At 71.9% G+C, this 18748-nt stretch carries 18 protein-coding genes; 14 read left to right on the top strand and 4 right to left on the bottom strand.

Annotated elements, in window-relative coordinates:
• The first annotated feature begins 75 nt into the window (after positions 1–75).
• The 10 genes from AB8A24_RS26085 (at position 76) to AB8A24_RS26040 (ending at position 10163) form a co-directional block, all read left to right on the top strand.
• Positions 76–1185, top strand: a complete 1110-nt coding sequence (locus AB8A24_RS26085) for an aryl-sulfate sulfotransferase (protein WP_328964308.1) — start codon at positions 76–78, stop codon at positions 1183–1185.
• 271 nt (positions 1186–1456) lie between these two features.
• Positions 1457–2419 carry an amino acid ABC transporter permease gene (locus AB8A24_RS26080; RefSeq protein ID WP_328964307.1) on the top strand — a complete coding sequence of 321 codons (963 nt, stop codon included), beginning with the start codon at positions 1457–1459 and terminating at the stop codon, positions 2417–2419.
• A complete protein-coding gene (locus AB8A24_RS26075; protein ID WP_328964306.1) occupies positions 2416–3219 on the top strand; it encodes an amino acid ABC transporter ATP-binding protein in 804 nt (267 codons plus the stop codon). The genes AB8A24_RS26080 and AB8A24_RS26075 overlap by 4 nt, the downstream gene beginning before the upstream one ends.
• 71 nt (positions 3220–3290) lie before the next feature.
• Complete coding sequence (locus AB8A24_RS26070; RefSeq protein WP_369477791.1) at positions 3291–4310, top strand: ABC transporter substrate-binding protein; 1020 nt, start codon at positions 3291–3293, stop codon at positions 4308–4310.
• Positions 4307–5047 carry a GNAT family N-acetyltransferase gene (locus tag AB8A24_RS26065; RefSeq protein WP_369477790.1) on the top strand — a complete coding sequence of 247 codons (741 nt, stop codon included), beginning with the start codon at positions 4307–4309 and terminating at the stop codon, positions 5045–5047. The genes AB8A24_RS26070 and AB8A24_RS26065 overlap by 4 nt, the downstream gene beginning before the upstream one ends.
• A gap of 127 nt (positions 5048–5174) precedes the next feature.
• Positions 5175–6371, top strand: a complete 1197-nt coding sequence (locus AB8A24_RS26060; RefSeq protein ID WP_328964303.1) for an LLM class flavin-dependent oxidoreductase — start codon at positions 5175–5177, stop codon at positions 6369–6371.
• Between the two features lie 48 nt (positions 6372–6419).
• On the top strand, positions 6420–7820 hold the full coding sequence (locus AB8A24_RS26055) for an NtaA/DmoA family FMN-dependent monooxygenase (protein ID WP_369477789.1): 1401 nt from the start codon (positions 6420–6422) through the stop codon (positions 7818–7820).
• Positions 7817–8878: an LLM class flavin-dependent oxidoreductase gene (locus tag AB8A24_RS26050; RefSeq protein WP_369477788.1), complete on the top strand. Its 1062-nt coding sequence runs from the start codon at positions 7817–7819 to the stop codon at positions 8876–8878. The genes AB8A24_RS26055 and AB8A24_RS26050 overlap by 4 nt, the downstream gene beginning before the upstream one ends.
• A gap of 11 nt (positions 8879–8889) precedes the next feature.
• Complete coding sequence (locus AB8A24_RS26045; RefSeq protein ID WP_369477787.1) at positions 8890–10029, top strand: LLM class flavin-dependent oxidoreductase; 1140 nt, start codon at positions 8890–8892, stop codon at positions 10027–10029.
• Positions 10005–10163, top strand: coding sequence for a hypothetical protein (locus tag AB8A24_RS26040; protein WP_369477805.1), 159 nt, complete (start codon positions 10005–10007; stop codon positions 10161–10163). Before AB8A24_RS26045 ends, AB8A24_RS26040 begins: the two co-directional genes overlap by 25 nt.
• Before the next feature lie 48 nt (positions 10164–10211).
• Here AB8A24_RS26040 and AB8A24_RS26035 read toward each other — a convergent pair whose 3' ends face one another.
• On the bottom strand, positions 10212–11729 hold the full coding sequence (locus AB8A24_RS26035; protein WP_369477802.1) for a hypothetical protein: 1518 nt from the start codon (positions 11727–11729) through the stop codon (positions 10212–10214).
• Positions 11730–11915: 186 nt separating this feature from the next.
• Positions 11916–12110 (bottom strand): hypothetical protein, encoded by a 195-nt coding sequence (locus AB8A24_RS26030; RefSeq protein WP_328964299.1) that lies wholly within the window; start codon positions 12108–12110, stop codon positions 11916–11918.
• 306 nt (positions 12111–12416) lie between these two features.
• On the opposite strand from AB8A24_RS26030, the gene AB8A24_RS26025 reads away from it, so the two are divergent.
• Positions 12417–13373, top strand: coding sequence for a fibronectin type III domain-containing protein (locus tag AB8A24_RS26025; RefSeq protein WP_369477786.1), 957 nt, complete (start codon positions 12417–12419; stop codon positions 13371–13373).
• Between the two features lie 62 nt (positions 13374–13435).
• Positions 13436–15535, top strand: a complete 2100-nt coding sequence (locus tag AB8A24_RS26020) for an NB-ARC domain-containing protein (RefSeq protein WP_369477785.1) — start codon at positions 13436–13438, stop codon at positions 15533–15535.
• A 152-nt stretch (positions 15536–15687) separates the two neighbouring features.
• Here the strand turns inward: AB8A24_RS26020 and AB8A24_RS26015 are convergent, their stop codons facing one another.
• Entirely contained in the window at positions 15688–15873 is a 186-nt protein-coding gene (locus tag AB8A24_RS26015) for a DUF5999 family protein (protein ID WP_266388743.1), read from the bottom strand.
• A 155-nt stretch (positions 15874–16028) separates the two neighbouring features.
• Here AB8A24_RS26015 and AB8A24_RS26010 point away from each other — a divergent pair, with 155 nt between their 5' ends.
• On the top strand, positions 16029–16466 hold the full coding sequence (locus AB8A24_RS26010) for an SRPBCC family protein (protein ID WP_369477784.1): 438 nt from the start codon (positions 16029–16031) through the stop codon (positions 16464–16466).
• Between the two features lie 89 nt (positions 16467–16555).
• Here the strand turns inward: AB8A24_RS26010 and AB8A24_RS26005 are convergent, their stop codons facing one another.
• Positions 16556–17785 carry an acyl-CoA dehydrogenase family protein gene (locus AB8A24_RS26005; protein ID WP_030719072.1) on the bottom strand — a complete coding sequence of 410 codons (1230 nt, stop codon included), beginning with the start codon at positions 17783–17785 and terminating at the stop codon, positions 16556–16558.
• A 216-nt stretch (positions 17786–18001) separates the two neighbouring features.
• Here AB8A24_RS26005 and AB8A24_RS26000 point away from each other — a divergent pair, with 216 nt between their 5' ends.
• Complete coding sequence (locus tag AB8A24_RS26000) at positions 18002–18646, top strand: TetR family transcriptional regulator (RefSeq protein WP_328964295.1); 645 nt, start codon at positions 18002–18004, stop codon at positions 18644–18646.
• The last annotated feature ends 102 nt before the right edge of the window (positions 18647–18748 follow it).

Genomic DNA, 18748 nt, shown 5'->3' with positions numbered 1-18748 from the left:
CGCACGCACCCGCACCCGCACCCGCACCCGCACCCGCACGCACACGCACACGCACACGCACCCAGGAGAGATCCCATGACCGTCGACCAGAACACCCTGCGCCGCCGCGGCGTCGGCCTGATCGCCCACGACCCCGAGCGCAGCTACGGCGGCCTCACCCTCTACACGCCGATCACCAGTGCCGGTGAGATCCACCTCGTCGACATCGAGGGCCGACCGGTCCACACCTGGAACTCCCCGCACCCGCCCGGTCGTCAGGCGCAGATCCTGCCGAACGGCAACCTCTTCTACGCGGCCAAGGACACGAACGGCCCGACCCTCTTCCCCATCTGGGACGTGTACCACGGCGGCATCTTCCAGGAGCTGGCGCCGGACTCCACGGTGCTCCGCGAGGTGCGGCATCCCTTCCACCACCACGACGCCTCGATCCTGCGCAACGGCAACCTGCTCATCGGAGCCGTGGAGCCGCTGGACCCGGCCGACGCGGCCCGGATCCGGGGCGGCATCCCCGGCTCCGAGGCGCCCGGCGGGGTGATCTACGGGGACGTGGTGTACGAGCTGACCTGGGACGGGGAGATCGTGTGGCGCTGGGCCGCCATCGAGCACCTGGACCCGGAGGAGGTACCGCTGAACCGGCACTTCGCCCGCAACCACTGGCCGATGGCCAACACCGTCAACGAGAGCGCGGACGGCTCGATCGTGGTGGGCTTCCGCAGCGCGTCCACCACCGTGTCGGTCGACCGCGCCGACGGGTCGGTGCGGTGGCGCATCGGCCCGGACGTGCTCGCCCAGCAACACCATCCGCACGAACTGCCCGGCGGCACCCTGCTGGTCTTCGACAACGGCACCTACCGCGACACGACTTCGGTGCCGTACTCGCGGGTGCTGGAGCTCGACCCGTCCACCGGCAAGGAGGTGTGGGCGTACGAGGACAACCCGCCGCAGAACTTCTTCAGCCCGTACATGTCCAGCGCCCAGCGCCTGCCGAACGGCAACACCTTCATCGCCGAAGGCTCCTTCGGGCGGCTCTTCGAGGTGACTCCCGGCGGGGACGTGGTGTGGGAGTTCGTGGTCCCGCAGTTCCGGTCCTTCGGGGAGGGCGTGGGCCTGGAGTCCTCGGCCGGTGCCCAGAACTCGGTCTTCCGCGCCTACCGGTACGCCGCCGAGCAGTTCCCCTGGCTGTGAGGCACACCCGCGTACCCCGGCAGTACCGTACGACCCTCACGCACCCGACGCCCCACGTACCCCACGTACCTCGAATTATTTCACCGGAAGGCGTTTCATGTACGGCTGATTAAATTGCCGGACGCTTATCCGGATACCGATCAGAAACGTTGACAGCCCTTCTCCGGGCTGCCTAGCTTACGCCGCAGATAACGACATCGGCGGCCTCTTCTTTCCGGCATGACGGCTGCTTCTTTCGATTCTTCGATTTGTCGAAGCTGCTGGAGTGTCCGTGACCGAATCCCTTGTCCTCGCCGCGCCCACCGGCCCTTCCGGCCCGCCCGCGCCGGCCGAGCGGGTCCGCCCGCTCCGCCGGCCCGGGCGGTGGCTCGCCACCGGCGTCGTGCTGGTACTCGCCTCCCAGGCCGTGCACGGGCTGCTCACCAATCCCTTCTACCAATGGGACCGCTTCGCCTACTGGTTCCTGCGGCCCGTCATCCTCGACGGGCTGCTCATCACCCTCCAAGTGGCCGCGTACAGCGCGGTGCTGGGCCTGGTCGGCGGTGTTCTGCTCGCCCTCGCCAGGCTCTCCGCCAACCCGGTACTGCGGTCGGTGAGCTGGACGTACGTCTGGCTCCTGCGTTCCGTGCCGCTGATCGTCGTCCTGCTCTTCCTCTACAACCTCGGGGCGCTCTACCCCACCCTCAGCATCGGGGTGCCGTTCGGACCGGCCTTCCTCACCTTCGACGAATCCCGGCCGGCCCCGGACATGGTCATCGCGGTCGTGGGCCTGAGCCTGGCCGAAGCCGCGTACGCGGCCGAGGTGGTACGGGCGGGCCTGCTCTCCGTGGACCAGGGCCAGCACGAGGCGGCGGCCGCGCTGGGACTGCCCGGGCGCTACCGGTTCACCCGGATCGTCCTGCCGCAGGCGCTGCGGGCGATCGTCCCCTCGTACGTGAACCTGCTGATCGGGCTGGTCAAGGCCACCTCGCTGGTCTTCTACGTGTCCCTGCTCGACCTGTTCGGCTCGGTGCAGAGCCTGGCCGGCACCTACTCGGGCGACGTGGTGCCGCTGCTGCTGGTGGCGACCGCCTGGTACGTGATCCTCACCAGCCTGATCTCCGTCGTCCAGTTCTACGTCGAGCGGCACTACGCGCGCGGTGCGCTGCGCACGCTGCCGCCCACCCCGGCGCAACGGATCCGGGCGGCCCTGCGCGAGCTGCGGGTCCGCTTCCGGAAGGAGACGGCTCGATGACCACGAACACCACCACCACGACCGACACGATCACGGCGCGGCCCGCCGCGATAGAGGTCCACGACGTGCACAAGTGGTTCACGGGCCGGCCGGTCCTGGACGGGGTGAACCTGACGGTCCCGCCGGGCACGGTCACCGTCGTCCTGGGGCGCTCCGGCTCGGGGAAGTCCACCCTGCTGCGGGTCATCAACCACCTGGAGAAGCCCGAGGCCGGGTATGTCAGCGTGGGCGGCGAGCCGATCGGCGTCCGGCGGCACGGAGGGCGGCTGAAGGAGCTGAGCGAGCGTGCGATCCTCGCCCAGCGCAGCCGGATCGGCTTCGTCTTCCAGAACTTCAACCTCTTCCCGCACCTCACCGTGCTGGACAACGTCGCGGCGGCTCCGGTCGCCACCGGGCGGCTCCCCCGCGACGAGGCCGAGGACCTGGCACGGGAACTGCTGGAGCGCGTCGGGCTCGGGGACCGGACCGGCGCCTATCCGCGGCAGCTGTCCGGCGGGCAGCAACAGCGGGTGGCCATCGCCCGTGCCCTCGCGCTGCGCCCGGGGGTCATCCTCTTCGACGAGCCCACCTCCGCGCTCGATCCGGAGCTCGTGGGCGAGGTGCTGTCCGTGATCAAGGAGCTGGCCACCGGGGGCACCACGCTGGTGATCGTGACGCACGAGATCGGCTTCGCCCGCGAGGTGGCCGACGAGGTGGTCTTCCTCCACGACGGGCGCGTCGTCGAACAGGGTCCGCCCGAGCTGGTCCTGGACCGGCCCACCCATCCGCGTACCCGGGAATTCCTGAGCAAGGTCCTGTGACCCGCCCCGGCTCCGCCTTCCGTTCCTCCTCCGTCCCTCCTCCGCTCCTCCCACTCACGCAAAGGAACGCCATGCACCACGAGCCCACCCTGCGCGTCAGACTCCTGCGCGGCCTCGGCGCCGCGACGGCCGCCGTGACCCTTGCCGGCGGACTCACCGCGTGCGGTGACGCCGAGGCCACCGCGACATCGACGGCCTCGGGCAAGGTCACCGTCGGAGCGGAGTCCAACGGCGCCGCCCGGCAGACGGACCTGTCCGTCCCCGTCGTCGAGTCGCTGCGCGGCCGGCTGCCCGAGGCCGTCCGCGAACGGGGCGAGCTGGTCGTCGGCGTCGGCGCGCTCCCCGCCGGCTTCCCGCCGCTGGCCTACGTCGGCACCGACCAGAAGACGCTCACCGGGGCGGAGCCGGACCTGGGCCGGCTGGTGGCCGCCACCCTCGGACTCAAGCCGGTCGTGAAGAACTCCACCTGGGAGAACCTCTTCGTCGGCATCGACAGCGGCAAGGTCGACGTGGCCTTCACCAACGTCACGGTCACCGAGGAGCGCAAGAAGAAGTACGAGTTCGCCTCGTACCGGCAGGACAACCTGGCCTTCGAAGTGCTGAAGGACAGCCCCTGGAACTTCGACGGCGACTACCGCAACCTCGCGGGCCGGACGGTCGCCGTCAGCTCGGGCACCAACCAGGAGAAGATCCTCCTGGAGTGGCAGAAGAAGCTGCAGGCCGAGGGCAAGGACCTCACCGTCAAGTACTTCCCCGACACCAACAGCGTCTTCCTCGCCCTGAGCGGCAAGAAGATCGACATCAACTTCGCCCCGAACCCCTCCATCGCCTACCACGTCACCCAGACCGCGAACGGCAGCGCCCCCACGCGCAACGCGGGGTCCTTCTCCGGCGCCGGCGAGTCCTTGCAGGGCCTGATCGCGGCGACCGCCAAGAAGGACAGCGGGCTGGCCGAGCCGGTGGCCGCTGCCATCAACCACCTGATCGAGAACGGCCAGTACGAAAAGCTGCTGGCGGCCTGGAACCTGTCCAACGAGGCCGTCAAGACCTCTGCGGTCAACCCGCCCGGCCTGCCCCTGAGCAACTCATGAGCACCCCCGCCCACACCTCGCTGGACCCCCATGTCCTGGACAACCCGGCCTGGGCCGCCCTGTCCGGCGCGCACACCGCCTTCGCCGAGTACCCGGCGGGCGGCGGTGCCCGCGCCGCCCGCTACTCCCGGGACGTCTCGCCCTTCGCCGCCCTCTCCGACCCGGAAGACCCGCGTTCCTGGGCCGACCTGCGCGCGCTGGTCGGCGACGGCGAGGTCGCCTCGCTCGCCGGGGTGCTGACCCCGCCCCGCCCCGCCGGCGGGGAGCCCGCCGGCCGGATCCAGGGCGTCCAGCTCGTCGACACCTCACTGCGCGCCGAGGCGGCCCCGGAGGCGGTCCGGTTGGGCGCCGCCGACGTGCCGGAGGTCCTCGAACTCATCCGGCTGACCGAGCCCGGGCCCTTCCTGCCCCGCACCGTCGAGCTGGGCACGTACCTCGGCATCCGCCGGCAGGGCCGGCTGGTCGCCATGGCCGGGGAGCGGCTGCGCCCGCCCGGCTGGACCGAGATCAGCGCGGTGTGCACCCATCCCGACCACCGCGGCCAGGGCTTGGCGACCAGGCTGGTGCGGGCCGTCGCCGCGGGCATCCGGGAGCGCGGCGAGATCCCGTTCCTGCACACCTCGGCGAGCAACACGCGTGCCATCCGGCTCTACGAGTCGATCGGCTTCACCCTGCGCCGCCGGCCCTTCTTCCTGGCCGTCCGGGCCCCGGGCAACACCGCTGCCAACTTCTCTTAATATTCCGGTCATTGTATGACACCGCTATCGGGCGTAGCGTTTTCGAAAGAAATTGATGACGGGCCGAATCACCTGTTCCCGCATCGGCTTCCCTTTCCGTACGCCGAGCAGGAAGGCGCAATTCTCCGTGTCCGTTTCCTCATCGTCCCCGGCGCCCCTGCACCTCGCCGTCGCCCTCGACGGAGCGGGCCGGCACCCGGCCGCCTGGCGCGAGCCGGGCGCCCGGCCCGCCGAGCTCTTCACCGCCCGCTACTGGGCCGGTCTCGCAGCCGAGGCCGAGACCGGGCTGCTCGACTTCATCACCTTCGAGGACGGCCTCGCCCTGCAGTCCTCCTCGCCCACCGGATCCGACGAGCGCACGGACCGGGTCCGCGGGCGACTGGACGCGGTGCTCACCGCGGCCCGGGTGGCGCCCCTGACCCGGCGCATCGGGCTGGTCCCGGCCGTGACGGCCACCCACACCGAGCCCTTCCACATCTCCAAGGCGATCGCCACGCTCGACCACGTCAGCCGCGGCCGCGCCGGCCTGCGGATCCAGGTGTCCGGACTCGCCCACGAGGCACGGCACTTCGGGCGGCGCACCGCTCCGTTCGCGGACGGGGAGCTGCTCGCGGAGGCCGCCGACCACGTCGAGGTGATCCGGCGGTTGTGGGACAGCTGGGAGGACGACGCGGAGATCCGGGACGTGGCCACGGGTCGGTTCGTCGACCGCGAGAAGCTGCACCCCATCGACTTCGAGGGCCGCCACTTCAGCGTCAGGGGCCCCTCGATCACCCCACGCCCGCCGCAGGGACAGCCCGTCGTCAGCGCGTCCGGCGCCGGCGAGGCCTCGTACGCGCTCATCGCCCGGTCCGCCGAGGTCGGGTTCGTGGCCGCGCACGACGGCGACGGTACGCGCGCCGCCGTGGCGGCGATCCGGCGGGCCCGGGAGGCGGCCGGGCTCGCCGCGGACCCGCTGCACCTCTTCGGGGAACTCACGGTGTTCCTCGACGCGGACGCCCCGGCCGCCGCCGCACGCCTGGAGCGCCTCGACGCGCTCGCGGGACTCCCGTACGGCGACGACGACGGGGTCGACGGCGGCCCGGTCTTCGCCGGAAGCCCCGGGCAGCTGGCGGACCTGCTGCTGGAGCGGCGGGCGGCGGGGCTGTCGGGCTTCCTGCTGCGGCCGGGCGTGATCGCCCACGACCTGCCCGCCATCACCCGGTCCCTGGTGCCGGAACTCCAGCGGCGCGGGGCCTTCCGCCGCGCATACGAGGCGGACACGCTGCGCGGCCTGCTCGGGCTGGAGCGCCCGGCCAACCGCTACGCGCGGCCCGCCGCCTGACCGCTGCCCGACCCGCCGCCTGACCCGGACCATCCGGAAGGACGAACCATGAGCAGCAAGCCGCTCAAGCAGATCCATCTCGCGGCCCACTTCCCGGGCGTCAACAACACCACCGTGTGGAGCGACCCGGCCGCCGGCAGCCACATCGACTTCGACTCGTTCATCCACTTCGCGCGGACGGCCGAGCGCGCCAAGTTCGACTTCCTCTTCCTCGCGGAGGGCCTGCGCCTGCGCGAACAGGGCGGCGAGATATACGACTTGGACGTGGTGGGCAGGCCCGACACCTTCACGGTGCTCGCCGCCCTGGCCGCGGTGACCGATCGTCTGGGGCTGACCGGCACCATCAACTCCACCTTCAACGAGCCCTACGAGGTGGCCCGCCAGTTCGCCACGCTCGACCACCTCTCCGAGGGCCGGGCCGCCTGGAACGTGGTCACCTCCTGGGACGCCTTCACCGGCGAGAACTTCCGGCGCGGCGGATTCCTGCCGCGCGAGGACCGCTACTCCCGCGCCCAGGAGTTCCTGGCCACCGCCACCGAACTGTTCGACTCCTGGGACGGCTCCGAGATCGCCGCCGACGCGGGGTCCGGCACCTTCCTGCGTCACGCGCGGGCCGGGGCCTTCGCCCATCGGGGCCGGCACTTCGACATCGAGGGTCGCTTCAACGTGCCGCGCAGCCCGCAGGGCCGGCCCGTGATCTTCCAGGCGGGCGATTCCGAGGAGGGCCGGGAATTCGCCGCCGCCGGCGCGGACGCGATCTTCGGACGGTACGGAACCCTCGACGCGGGGCGGGAGTTCTACGCGGACGTCAAGGGCCGGCTCGCCCGGCACGGCCGGACGCACGACCAGCTGAAGATCCTCCCCGCGGCCACCTTCGTGCTCGGCGACACCGACGCGGAGGCCCGGGAGATCGCGCACGAGGTGCGTCGCCTCCAGGTCAGCGGCCAGACCGCGATCAAGTTCCTGGAGCACGTCTGGAACCGGGACCTGTCCGCCTACGACCCGGACGGCCCGCTGCCCGAGATCGATCCCCGGGTCGGGGAGAACACCATCGCCCTGGGGCGGGCGAGCGTGCGGCAGTTCCGGGATCCGCTCGCCACCGCCCGGCAGTGGCGCGAGCTGGCCCGGGCCAAGAACCTGTCGATCCGCGAGCTGGTCATCGCGACCACCGCCGACCAGACCTTCGTCGGTTCGGCCGCCACCATCGCGGAGTCGATCGACGCGCTGGTGCAGGCTGACGCCGCCGACGGGTTCATCCTGGTCCCCCACATCACCCCGGGCGGCCTGGACGGCTTCGCGGACTCCGTCGTACCGCTGCTCCAGGAGCGGGGCGTCTTCCGCACCGAGTACGAGGGCACCACCCTGCGCGACCACCTCGGCCTCACGGTTCCGTCCCCTGCCCCTGCCCCTGCCTCTACCTCTGCCCCTGCCCCTGCCCCGGTCTCGTGAAGTTCCTCGCCATCACCCTGATCACGGACTCCCCGGACCCGGTGACGGGAGGCCTGCGGCCCACCCGGGAGCGGTTCCGTGAGGTGGTCGCCGCCGCGCTGCGGGCGGAGGAGCTCGGCTTCGACGGCTTCGGCGTGGGAGAGCGCCACGAGCGGCCGTTCCTGTCCTCCTCACCGCCCGTGGTGCTCAGCCACATCGCCGCGCTGACGCGCCGGATCAGGCTGTTCACCGCCGTCACCACCCTGAGCCTGCTCGACCCGGTACGGGCGTACGAGGACTACGCGACGCTCGACCACCTCAGCGACGGGCGCCTGGAGCTGATGATCGGCAAGGGCAACGGCACCGCGCAGCGCGAGCTGTTCCAGGTGACCCCCGAGGACCAGTGGGCACGTAACGCCGAGGGCTACGAGCTGTTCCGCCGGATCTGGCGGGAGGACAAGGTGAGCGCGCAGCCGCGCTTCCGGCCCGCGCTGAGCGGTGCGGAGGTGCTGCCGAGGCCGTACCAGCGGACCCTGCGGGTCTGGCACGGCAGTGCCACGAGCCGGGAGTCGGTCGATCTCGCGGCGCGGTACGGCGATCCGCTGTTCTCGGCGAACGTCACCCACCCGATCGGCCCCTACGCCGAGCTGATCCGCCACTACCGGGAGCGCTGGGAGCACCACGGGCACGATCCGGCGCGGGCGGTGGTCGGCGCGGGCACGGCCGGCTACCACGCGGCCCGGACCTCGCAGCAGGCGGTCGTGGCGTACCGGCCCGCGTTCGCGCGCTACCTCGCCTTCCACGAGCGGCTGGGCACGGCCCCCGTCTTCCCGACCCTGGAGGACTTCGTCGAGCGGAGCTCGGCGCTGATCGGCAGCCCCCAGCAGGTCATCGAGAAGGTGCACCGCTACCACGAGGCCTTCGGGCACACGGCCCTGCATCTGCAGGCCGAGGCGGGCGGGCTCCCCGAGGCGGACCACCGCGCCTCGCTCGAACTCTTCCAGTCGGACATCGCCCCGGTCCTGCGCCGCGCGATACCCGACCCCGCCTTCCCCGACCCCTCCCTCCCCGACCTTTAAGGAGTCCGGCCATGCCCGGCATCCCTCTCGGGGTCCTCGACCTCGTCCCCGTCTCCTCCGGTTCCACCGCCGCCGAGGCCCTGCGGCGCAGCATCGATCTCGCCCGGCGCGCCGAGGAGTTCGGCTACGCCCGCTACTGGTTCGCCGAGCACCACCTCAATCCCGGGGTCGCCGGGACCTCCCCGGCGGTCGTGCTCGCGCTGACCGCCTCCGCGACCTCGACCATCCGGCTCGGCTCCGGCGCGGTACAGCTCGGGCACCGCACCGCGCTGTCGACGGTCGAGGAGTTCGGCCTGATCGACGCGCTGCATCCCGGGCGCGTCGACCTGGGGCTGGGCCGCTCGGCGGGCCGACCCCGGCCGTCCGAGGGTCCGGTCCCGCAGCCGCCGGTCACCCCGGTCGTGGACGGGTACGCCCCGAACGGGCTGCGGATCCCGGAGCCGTTCTCCTTCACCCGTCTTCTGGGCCATCCGCGGGTGGCCCTCCAACAGAAGCTGCTGAACCTGCCGGGGGCCCGGCCGCAGGAGTACGGCGAGCAGGTCGACGACGTGCTCGCGCTGCTGCGGGGCGAGTACCGCTCGCCGGAGGGGGTGGAGGCGCATGCCGTCCCCGGCGAGGGGGCCGACGTGGAAGTGTGGATCCTGGGGAGCAGCGGCGGGGTGAGCGCGGAGACGGCGGGCCGCAACGGGCTCCGGTTCGCGGCGAATTACCACGTCAGTCCGGCGGCGGTGCTGGAGGCGGCCGAGGGGTACCGGGCCGCGTTCAAGCCGTCGGCCGAGCTGGAGCGGCCGTATCTGACGGTGTCCGCCGATGTGGTCGTGGCGGAGGACGAGGAGACGGCGCGCGAACTGGCCGCCGGGTACGGGGCCTGGGTGCGCAGCATCCGGACGGCCGAGGGGGCCATCCCGTACCCCACCCCGGCCGAGGCGCGGGCGCTGCCGTGGACCGACGCGGACCGGCAGTTGGTGGCCGACCGGGTGGAGACCCGGTTCGTCGGCTCGGCACGGACCGTCGCCGATGACCTGGAGCGGCTCCAGGAGGCGACGGACGCGGACGAGTTGCTGATCACCACGATCACGCACGGGCACGCGGACCGGGTCCACTCCTACCGGCTGCTCGCCGAGGAGTGGCACCGCCGGTCGGCACGCTGACCGAGGTCGTCCAGTTCGCCGCGGGCCACGGACGCGAGGACACGCTGTTCCGGCTCGCCGCACAACTGGAGCGGGCCGCCCCCTGGGCGGACCGCAGGCCTCCCGTATGGGCGGGCGCGGCCCGTCCCGCCTGAGGTGAGCCGCCCGCCGCGAGGAGTACCTGGCGGCGGGCGGTTCGTGCGTCAGCTGTCGCGCACCGCGACGATGCCGTTGAAGACACCGACGTACGCGGTGCCGTCGGGGCCGAGGGTGATCGGGGCCCAGTTGTTGTCGTAGAGCGGGCCGGTGCCGGTCAGCTGCCGCCAGCGGCGCTCGCCTGTGCGGAAGTCCACGGCCGTGAGGTACCAGGCGTCGATGCCCCAGACGTTGGGCTCCTTCTCGTAGAAGTAGAGCAGCCCGTTCGCGGTGGAGAGCTTCGGGACCACGGAGGGAGCGCGGATGGCGCTCTCCCAGACCGTGTCGCAGCCGCTGCCGTCGGCGCGTACGTCGATGCGGGCCACGCCGCCCACGACGGACTTGCCCAGCAGCAGGGTGGTGGGGTTCTCGTAGCCGTAGTTGTTCTCGACGACGATGCTGTTGCCCCAGGTGATGAGGGAGTTGTCGGTGGTCGAGGCGCCGGAGCCGAACACCGGCACCTTGCAGACCAGCCGCCGGTCGGCGGGCACGTCCATGCCCCGCTTGTAGACCAGTACGTTCATCCGGTCGTCGGCGTTGTCGGTGATGGCGACATAGTTCTGGCCGAAGAGGTCCGGGGTGGTGCCCGAGCCCTGGTTGACGGAGCCGGGCTTGGACGCCGTGCCACGGTCGTACGTCTGGCGCCACTGCACCTCGGGGGTGCCGTCGGCGGCGGCGCGGAAGCTGTAGAGCGCGTGGTCGGAGACGATGGAGACTCCGTCCTCGGCGACCGAGAAGGAGTTCTGGATCTCCTCGCCCCGCAGTTGGACGGAGCGGATCCGGTCGGTCGCCGGGTCCACCGTGCCGACCCGGCCCTGGCGGGTGACCCACCAGATCCGGCCGTTCCAGTCGGGCATCACGGAGGTGACGGGGTCGCAGGTGCCGCTGGGCCACAGGTTGGTCCAGGTCACGCAGTCGTGCGGGACCTGCCCGGTGAGGTCCCAGTCGTCCTCGACCGTGAACTTCCAGCTGCCGCCCGACTCGTCGGCGTGCCAGGAATGCCCGAGGCGCAGGATGTGCTGGCGGGAGTCGGCCAGCACGGCCCGGTCCTGGTTGTCCAGGTAGAAGTAGGCGCCGCCCGAGGTGTCCTTGAAGATCTTCGCGAAGTCGAGCGAGGTGATCGCCTCGACCGTCGAGGAGCGCTGCGGGAGCTGGTATTCGGCGAGCGTGGCGAGCGTACGGGGCTCGAGGAGCTTGACCTTGAAGCCGGAGAAGGTGCCGCACACCGTGACGAGCCGGCCGGCCGAGTCGAAGGTCGCGGTGGCGCACTCACCACCGAGGGCGGCGATCTTCTCGCTGGTGACCTTCGGATTCTTGCCGAGCGGGCCCGACCAGGGGGAGGTGGCGCTGCCCGCCGCGTCGGAGTGCATGCCGCTGCGGCCGTTGGGTGCGAGGAAGGGGTGCTGCGGCGGCGCCTCGCCGGGCAACGGCACGGCGGCCGAGGGGCTGCCGTCGTAGTGGGTGACGAGGCGATGACCGGGGGCCTTGGGTATCTCCTCGGCCTGGGCCGAGGAGCCGCCGTACATCACCGTGAGTGCGGCGACGACGGGCAGCACGGCGCAGTTCAGCGATCTTCGGAGCATCCGGGCTTCCTCCATGTCTCTGAGTGTTGTTGACATTGCGTCTGATGTCGCGCCGCCGCCAGACGCTAGATCGCACCGCACGAGGAGTCCATGGATGGGCCGGATGATTCACGAAGGCGCAACAGTCGATCAAGGATTGAGGCCGGCCACCACGTTCGCGGTGGCCGTCAGACCGTTGTGGATGGTCGTGGCCATGCTGCTGCTCGCGAGGTAGAAGCCGAGCAGTGCGCAGACGAGGGCGTGCGAGAACTTGAGCCCGCCGCTGCGCAGGAAGATCCAGGCCAGGATGAGGAGCAGGACGACCACCGAGAGGGAAATCACCATCGAAACCTCCTTACTCGCCGCCATCGTGGCGCAGGAGGGGGTGCCTTCGGGCGAAAGACGTGTCCGCCGTACGGGTGTTGACCGTCCGTGACGGGCGGTCGGTCCTTGACGATCTCGCTGCGAGCCGGTCGGCGTCGGCTCGGGACCGTCGGAGATCACGGAGTTGCCGCCCCTTGCCGGAACAGATGAACACGAACCCGGGCACACCACGAGCCGCCGGGCGCAGGGGTCTTGTCGGGCTCCCGCCCGCCGTGCCATATATGTCTAGACCAATAAGGAGCCAAGGAAGCCGAGGAAGGCACCCCCGTGCGACGCAGCGCCCCCACGCTCGCCCTCCGCCTGGCCGTCGCAGGCCTCACCGGCCTCACGGCCTGCACCACGCCCGACACCCGACCCCCGCCCGCCCCCGCCGGACTGACCGCCCAGGCCGGCAGCGCCACCAGCGTGCACGTCATGTGGAACGCGGCCGCAGACCAGGACGGCGTGACCGGCTACCAGGTCTTCCAGGCCGACCGCCTGGTCCGCGAACTCCCCGCCGAGAAGACCATGGTGGACATCACCGACCTCGCCCCGCAGACCGGTTACGCCTTCACGGTCCGGGCCGAGGACGCCGCCGGCAACCTCTCCGGACCCGCCCCGGCCGCCCGGGTGACCACGCCCGCCGCCAAGGCCGAGGACCGCACGGCCCCCTCCTCCCCGGCCGCCACCACCGCCCGGGCGACCGGGCCCCGGCCCGCCCGGGTGACCTGGACGGCAGCCACCGACGACACCGGCGTCACGGCCTACGACATCTACCAGGGCGGCGTCCGGATCCACACCGCCGGCCCCGGCGAGAGCGCCACGACCCTGGCCAACCTCCGGCCCGACACCGTCTACACCTTCACCGTCCGGGCCCGCGACGGGGCGGACAACTCCTCCCCCGACGGCCCGGCGGTGGACGTGACGACCCCACCCGCCTCCGGCGACGGCCCTGGCACCGCCCCCGCCGAATTCGCCGCGACCGCCTCCCCCGGCACCGTCACCCTGACCTGGACCGCCCCGGACACCGGCGGCGAGACCACCGAGTACGAGCTGTACGTCAACGGACTGCCCACCACCGTCATCCAGTTCGGAGCGGGTGCGGTGCCCAGCGGCCGGGCGGAACACCGGATCACGGTGGCCGAGCCGGCCGGCACGGTGTGGGCCGTGAAACTGCGGGCCAGACTCCCCGACGGCAACTGGGGATCCTTCTCCGCGGAGCGGCGGATCACACTCGTCGCGTGAAAGAAGACACCGATCCGGCTTGAACGGCGCGGCCGCCCGGGAAGATCGCGCACAATACATCCGTGTTCGGTGAGTACTCGTTCAATGACAATCAGGCAGACTCCGCGGACGGCGGTCCCGGACCGGCCCCCTGCCCGGTGCCCGGCAACCTACCCCCGGAACCTGCGAGCTTCGTCGGCCGGGAGCGCGAACTCCAGCTGCTCGACGGCCTGTTGCGTGAACGAAGACTGGTCACCCTCACCGGCGTGGGTGGCGTCGGCAAGTCACGGCTCGCCCTACGCGCCGTCGCCGCCGCCCGCCAGGCGCGCCCCGACGGGGTCTGGTGGGCGGAGCTGTCCCCCCTGCGCGATCCGATCCTGCTCACGGCCACCGTCGCCCACGCGGTCGGCCTCGCCGACCACTCCCCGCGCCCTCCCGACGAGGAGCTGTGCGCGTGGATGGCCGACAGGGAGCTGCTCCTGGTGTTGGACACCTGCGAGCACCTGGTGGCCGACTGCCGCCATCTGGTCGGCGAACTCCTCCAGTCCGCGCCCGGGTTGACGATCCTGGTCACCTCCCGCGAGCCGCTCGACATGCCGACCGAGGAGGTCGTCGAGGTCCGGCCGCTGCCCTGCGAAGGGGCCGACAGCGACGCCCTCGCCCTGTTCCGGGCCCGCGCCCTGGCCGCGACCCCGCGGGCGGCGGCCGTCTTCGCCGACCCCGCGCGGACCGCGGTGGCCGCCGAGGTGTGCCGACGCCTGGACGGCATCCCTCTCGCGCTGGAACTCGCGGGCGCCCGGCTGCGGTCGTGGACGCTGGAGCACATGGCCGAGCGGATCGGGGAACGCTTCGAGGTGCTGTCCGACGCCCGGGCGGCCGCGGTGCCGCGCCGGCACCGGACGATGCGGACCACGATCGGCTGGAGCCACGAACTGTGCGAGCCGCTGGAGCGGCTGCTGTGGGCCCGACTCTCGGTCTTCACCGGTGACTTCGACATCGCGGCGGCTCGCGCCGTCTGCTCGGGCGGGCCGCTGCCGGCCGCCCGGGTGGAGCGCGTACTGGCGGGCCTCGCCGCCAAGTCCGTGGTGCTGCGCATCGAGGAACGCGGGACCGGGGCCCGCTACCGGATGCTGGACACGATCCGCGAGTACGGGCAGGACTGGCTGGGCGAGCTCGGCGAGGTGGGGATCGTCACCGACCGGCACGCCCACTGGTACGCGGCGCTCTCCCAGGCCGCCGACCGGGGCTGGCTGGGCCCGGGGCAGGTGGACTGGTACCGCAGGATCACCGCCGAGCACGCGCAGCTGCGTACCGCCCTGGAACATCTGATCGCCGCCGACCCGACGGCGGCGTTGGAGATGGCCGGGGCGCTGTGGTTCTACTGGTTCGCGTGCGGGCACGTGCACGAGGGCCGCGGCTTCCTGGAACGGGCCCTGCGGACCGCTCCGCGTACGGGCGCCGCGTACAACCAGGCCGTGTGGGCCCTCGGACTCACCGCGCTGCTCCAGGGCGACATGGACGCGGCCCAGCAGCTCGGCGGCGAGTGCACGCGCGACGCGGCCCGGCTCGCGGACCCGGAGCGGGAGCTGCGCGCGGGCTACCTGCAGGCGGTCTCCGTCCTCATGCCCGGCGATCCCGTACGGGCCCTGCGGCTGGCCGGCCCCCGGGCCCGGGCGGGACACGGCGGACGCACCAGCGGCGCGGGCTGGCTCCTGTGCAAGCTGGCCACCGGCTACGCCCTGTGCGACCTGCGGCGTTTCGAGGAGGCGACCGAGGAGGCGCGGTCCCTGCGGGAGGCCTGCGTGGAGCTGGGCGAGCGCTGGCTGCGGGCGTACGCGGACTACATCCTGGCCGTGGCCGCACTGGGCCTGGGCGACCACGGGGAGGCCGCCCGGCACGTACGGGCCATGCTCTCGGGGAAACGACTGCTCGGCGACCGCTTCGGCATCGCGCTCGGCCTGGACCTGCTGGCCGCGGCGGTGGCCGGGCTGGGTGACGGGGAACTCGCGGCGCGGCTGCTGGGCACCGGGCACGCCTGGTGGCGCACGGTGGGCCGGCCGCAGATGGGCTCGCCCTCGCTGACGGCCCTACGGGACCAGGGCGAGCGGCAGGCCCGCGCGGCGATCGGGGACGCCGCCTACGAGACGGCGTTCCTGGGCGGCGCGGCGGCGCCCACCGGCTGAGTCTCGGCCGGTGGGACCGGGGTACGGCCTAAATCCTGGGCTCCCGTCAGTACGGGAGGGGTCTGCCCGACGGTGTGCGCAGGTCCAGGTCTCGGGGGGCGGGCTTCGGGACGGGCTTACGGATCAGCTGCTGGCGCATGCTGCCTCCTCGCTCAGACCAGGGCCGGGCGGCGGGGTTCCACCGTGCGGCTGTCGGGGAGCAGTTCACCGGTGTCGTCGAACACCACGACTCCGTTGCACAGCAGGCTCCAGCCCTGTTCGGGGCGAGAGGCCACAATGCGGGCGGCGTCGTGATCGGCGCTGTCGGCGGTAGGGCAGGGTGGCTGGTGGGAGCACATGGCGCACCTCCTCGCGAAGTGGGGCGGGAGCGCCGGTGGTCACCCGGTCGATTCCGCGATCCACGGTGGCGGTGAGTATTACTGATCGCCGCCCCCGGACGGAACCCATATTCGCCGTCCAGTTCACGGTGTGTATGCCCGATTACCATGCGCTCATGCCCGCAATCCGGATCATTCACCGCACGTCTTTTCCGCCGGTCGAGGCGTGGTCGATGCTCACGGACTGGGAGCGCCACGGCGCACAGGTCCCGCTCACCCGGACGATCATCGAGACGGCGCCGCCGACCCACGTCGGAACGATCTTCACGGCGCGTACGGGCGTGAGCAGGATCACATTCGACGACCGCATGGAAGTCGTCGTGTGGCGACCCCCCGCGGACGGTTTGTCGGGGTTGGTCCGACTGGAGAAGCGCGGCCGGTCGGTGACGGGCTGGGCGGAGATCGAGATCCGCCCCCTCGCCACGGGCGGCGCGGAGATCCACTGGCGTGAGGAGCTGCGCCTGCGCGGCCTCCCCCGCGCCCTGGATCCCCTGGTCGCGGCGGCGGGCCGGCGCCTCTTCGGCCGGGCCCTCACGCGGCTGCTCAGACCCTGAGGGCGCGGCACCTTCCGCCCCACCCCACCGGGCCGAGCCGCGGGTACGGGGCCTTCACCCCGCACCCCGGAGGGCCCCACGGCCCCGGCCTAGCGGATCGGCATGCCGGAGATGGTGCGGGCGATCACCAGGCGCTGGATCTCGCTGGTGCCCTCGAAGATGGTGTAAATGGCGCTGTCCCGGTGCATGCGCTCGACCGGGTACTCACGGGTGAAGCCGTTGCCGCCGAGGATCTGGACCGCCTGGGCGGTGACCTTCTTGGCGACCTCGCTCGCGAAGAGCTTCGACATCGAGCCCTCCGCCGACTCGAACGGCCGGCCCGCCACCGCCATCCAGGAAGCCCGCCACACCAGCAGCCGGGCCGCGTCGATCTGCGTCCGCATGTCGGCGAGTTGGAAGGCCACGCCCTGGTTGTCGATGATCGGGCGGCCGAACTGCGTACGGGTCTTCGCGTAGTCGAGGGCCACCTCGTACGCCGCGCGCGCGGTGCCGACGGCCATCGCGCCGACCGCCGGTCGGGAGGCCTCGAAGGTGGCCATGGCCGCGTTCTTCACCCGCTCGCCGCCGCCGCTGCGAGCGCGCTCGTGGGCCCGCGCGAGGCGCTCGTCCAGCTTCTCCTTGCCGCCGAGGAGGCAGGAGCCGGGGATCCGTACGTCCTCCAGCACCACCTCGGCGGTGTGCGAGGCGCGGATGCCGTGCTTCTTGAACTTCTGGCCCTGCGACAGGCCGGGGGTGTTCGGCGGGACGATGAAGGAGGCGTGCCCCTTGGTCCCCAGCTCCGGGTCGACGACCGCGACGACGATGTGGACGTTGGCGATACCGCCGTTCGTCGCCCAGGTCTTGGTGCCGTTGAGCACCCACTCGTCCTTGGCCTGGTCGTAGACCGCCCGGGTGCGCATCGAGCCGACGTCGGAGCCGGCGTCCGGCTCGGAGGAGCAGAAGGCGGCGACCTTGACGTCGTCGGGGGTGCCGTACATCTGCGGGATCCAGGTGCCGATCTGCTCCTCGGTGCCGTTGGCGACGACGCCGATGGCCGCGAGTCCGGTGCCGACGATCGACAGCGCGATGCCCGCGTCGCCCCAGAAGAGCTCCTCCATCGCCATCGGGATGCCGAGGCCCGTCGGGTCGAAGAACTGCTGGGCGTAGAAGTCCAGCGAGTAGATGCCGACCTTGGCGGCCTCCTGGATGACGGGCCAGGGAGTCTCTTCGCGCTCGTCCCATTCCGCGGCGGCGGGGCGCATCACATCGGCGGCGAAGCCGTGGATCCAGTCCCGCACCTGCTTCTGGTCGTCGTTCAGCTCCATGGTGAACTCCGCCATGTCCCCTCCACCTGTCTGCACTCGTCCCTGCGGAAGTTACTAGCGGTAACCTACGCGAAGGCCACAGTCTGTTACCGACGAGTAAGCACTGTCAAGCACCGCCCGCACCGGCCCTGACGCCGGACGGGGTGACCGCCGATTCGATCGACAGGGTGTGCGGGGTGTTACGTTGCGTGGGCGTCACGCACATCGCAAGGGCGGGGAGAGAAACACGTCATGGAGACCACTCAGCAGGCCGGTGAGCCGGGAGCGGCCGAACGCCGCCGGCGGGAACTGCTCGAAGCCGCCGACCGGGTCGTACTCAGGGACGGCCCCAAGGCCTCCATGAACGCGATCGCGGCGGAGGCCGGCATCACCAAGCCCATCCTCTACCGGCACTTCGGGGACAAGGCGGGCCTCTACCAGGCCCTCGCCGTCCGGCACACCGACGCGCTGCTCGACTCGCTACGGGCCGCGCTCGACGCCCCCGCCGAGCGGCGCCGCCGGGTGGAGGCGACCCTCGACACCTACCTCGCCGCCATCGAGGCCCGCCCGCAGGTCTACCGCTTCCTCATGCACCCGGCCGAGGACTCCCACAGCGCGGAACGCGGCTTCGACGTCGGCCTGCACTCGGCCCCGCTGCTGCGCCGGCTCGGCGAGGAGCTGGCCGAGGTGATCGGAGAACGGGTGGACCTCGGCCCTGGGGGCGAACGCCTCGCCCGGATCTGGGGGCACGGCATCGTCGGCATGATGCACGCGGCCGGCGACTGGTGGCTGGGCGAACGCCCCTGCGAGCGCGCGGTCCTGGTCGCGGGCCTCACCGACCTGCTCTGGGGCCGCCTGGCCACCGCCGGCAACCGCGCAGACGGCCCAGGCTTCTAGCCCCCGCCGGGGCCGATCCATCCTCGCCGGGCCCCCTTCAGCCTCGGCCCGGCCCCCTTCAACCTCGGCCGGGGCCACCTTAGCCTCGCCGGCGTTTGAGGC

The organism is Streptomyces sp. BF23-19 (genome assembly GCF_041106355.1).
GTDB lineage: Bacteria > Actinomycetota > Actinomycetes > Streptomycetales > Streptomycetaceae > Streptomyces > Streptomyces virginiae_A.
The sequence above is the reverse complement of the archived record's forward strand: the minus strand, read 5'-3'. Positions and strand labels throughout refer to the sequence as shown.

Bases quoted from the DNA above. Each gene is read 5' to 3' on its own strand.
- AB8A24_RS26085 (WP_328964308.1), top strand. From the start codon at position 76: ATGACCGTCGACCAGAACACCCTGCGCCGCCGCGGCGTCGGCCTGATC.
- AB8A24_RS26075 (WP_328964306.1), top strand. From the start codon at position 2,416: ATGACCACGAACACCACCACCACGACCGACACGATCACGGCGCGGCCC.
- AB8A24_RS26070 (WP_369477791.1), top strand. From the start codon at position 3,291: ATGCACCACGAGCCCACCCTGCGCGTCAGACTCCTGCGCGGCCTCGGC.
- AB8A24_RS26065 (WP_369477790.1), top strand. From the start codon at position 4,307: ATGAGCACCCCCGCCCACACCTCGCTGGACCCCCATGTCCTGGACAAC.
- AB8A24_RS26055 (WP_369477789.1), top strand. From the start codon at position 6,420: ATGAGCAGCAAGCCGCTCAAGCAGATCCATCTCGCGGCCCACTTCCCG.
- AB8A24_RS26045 (WP_369477787.1), top strand. From the start codon at position 8,890: ATGCCCGGCATCCCTCTCGGGGTCCTCGACCTCGTCCCCGTCTCCTCC.
- AB8A24_RS26035 (WP_369477802.1), bottom strand. From the start codon at position 11,729: ATGTACGGCGGCTCCTCGGCCCAGGCCGAGGAGATACCCAAGGCCCCC.
- AB8A24_RS26030 (WP_328964299.1), bottom strand. From the start codon at position 12,110: ATGGTGATTTCCCTCTCGGTGGTCGTCCTGCTCCTCATCCTGGCCTGG.
- AB8A24_RS26015 (WP_266388743.1), bottom strand. From the start codon at position 15,873: ATGTGCTCCCACCAGCCACCCTGCCCTACCGCCGACAGCGCCGATCAC.
- AB8A24_RS26010 (WP_369477784.1), top strand. From the start codon at position 16,029: ATGCCCGCAATCCGGATCATTCACCGCACGTCTTTTCCGCCGGTCGAG.
- AB8A24_RS26005 (WP_030719072.1), bottom strand. From the start codon at position 17,785: ATGGCGGAGTTCACCATGGAGCTGAACGACGACCAGAAGCAGGTGCGG.
- AB8A24_RS26000 (WP_328964295.1), top strand. From the start codon at position 18,002: ATGGAGACCACTCAGCAGGCCGGTGAGCCGGGAGCGGCCGAACGCCGC.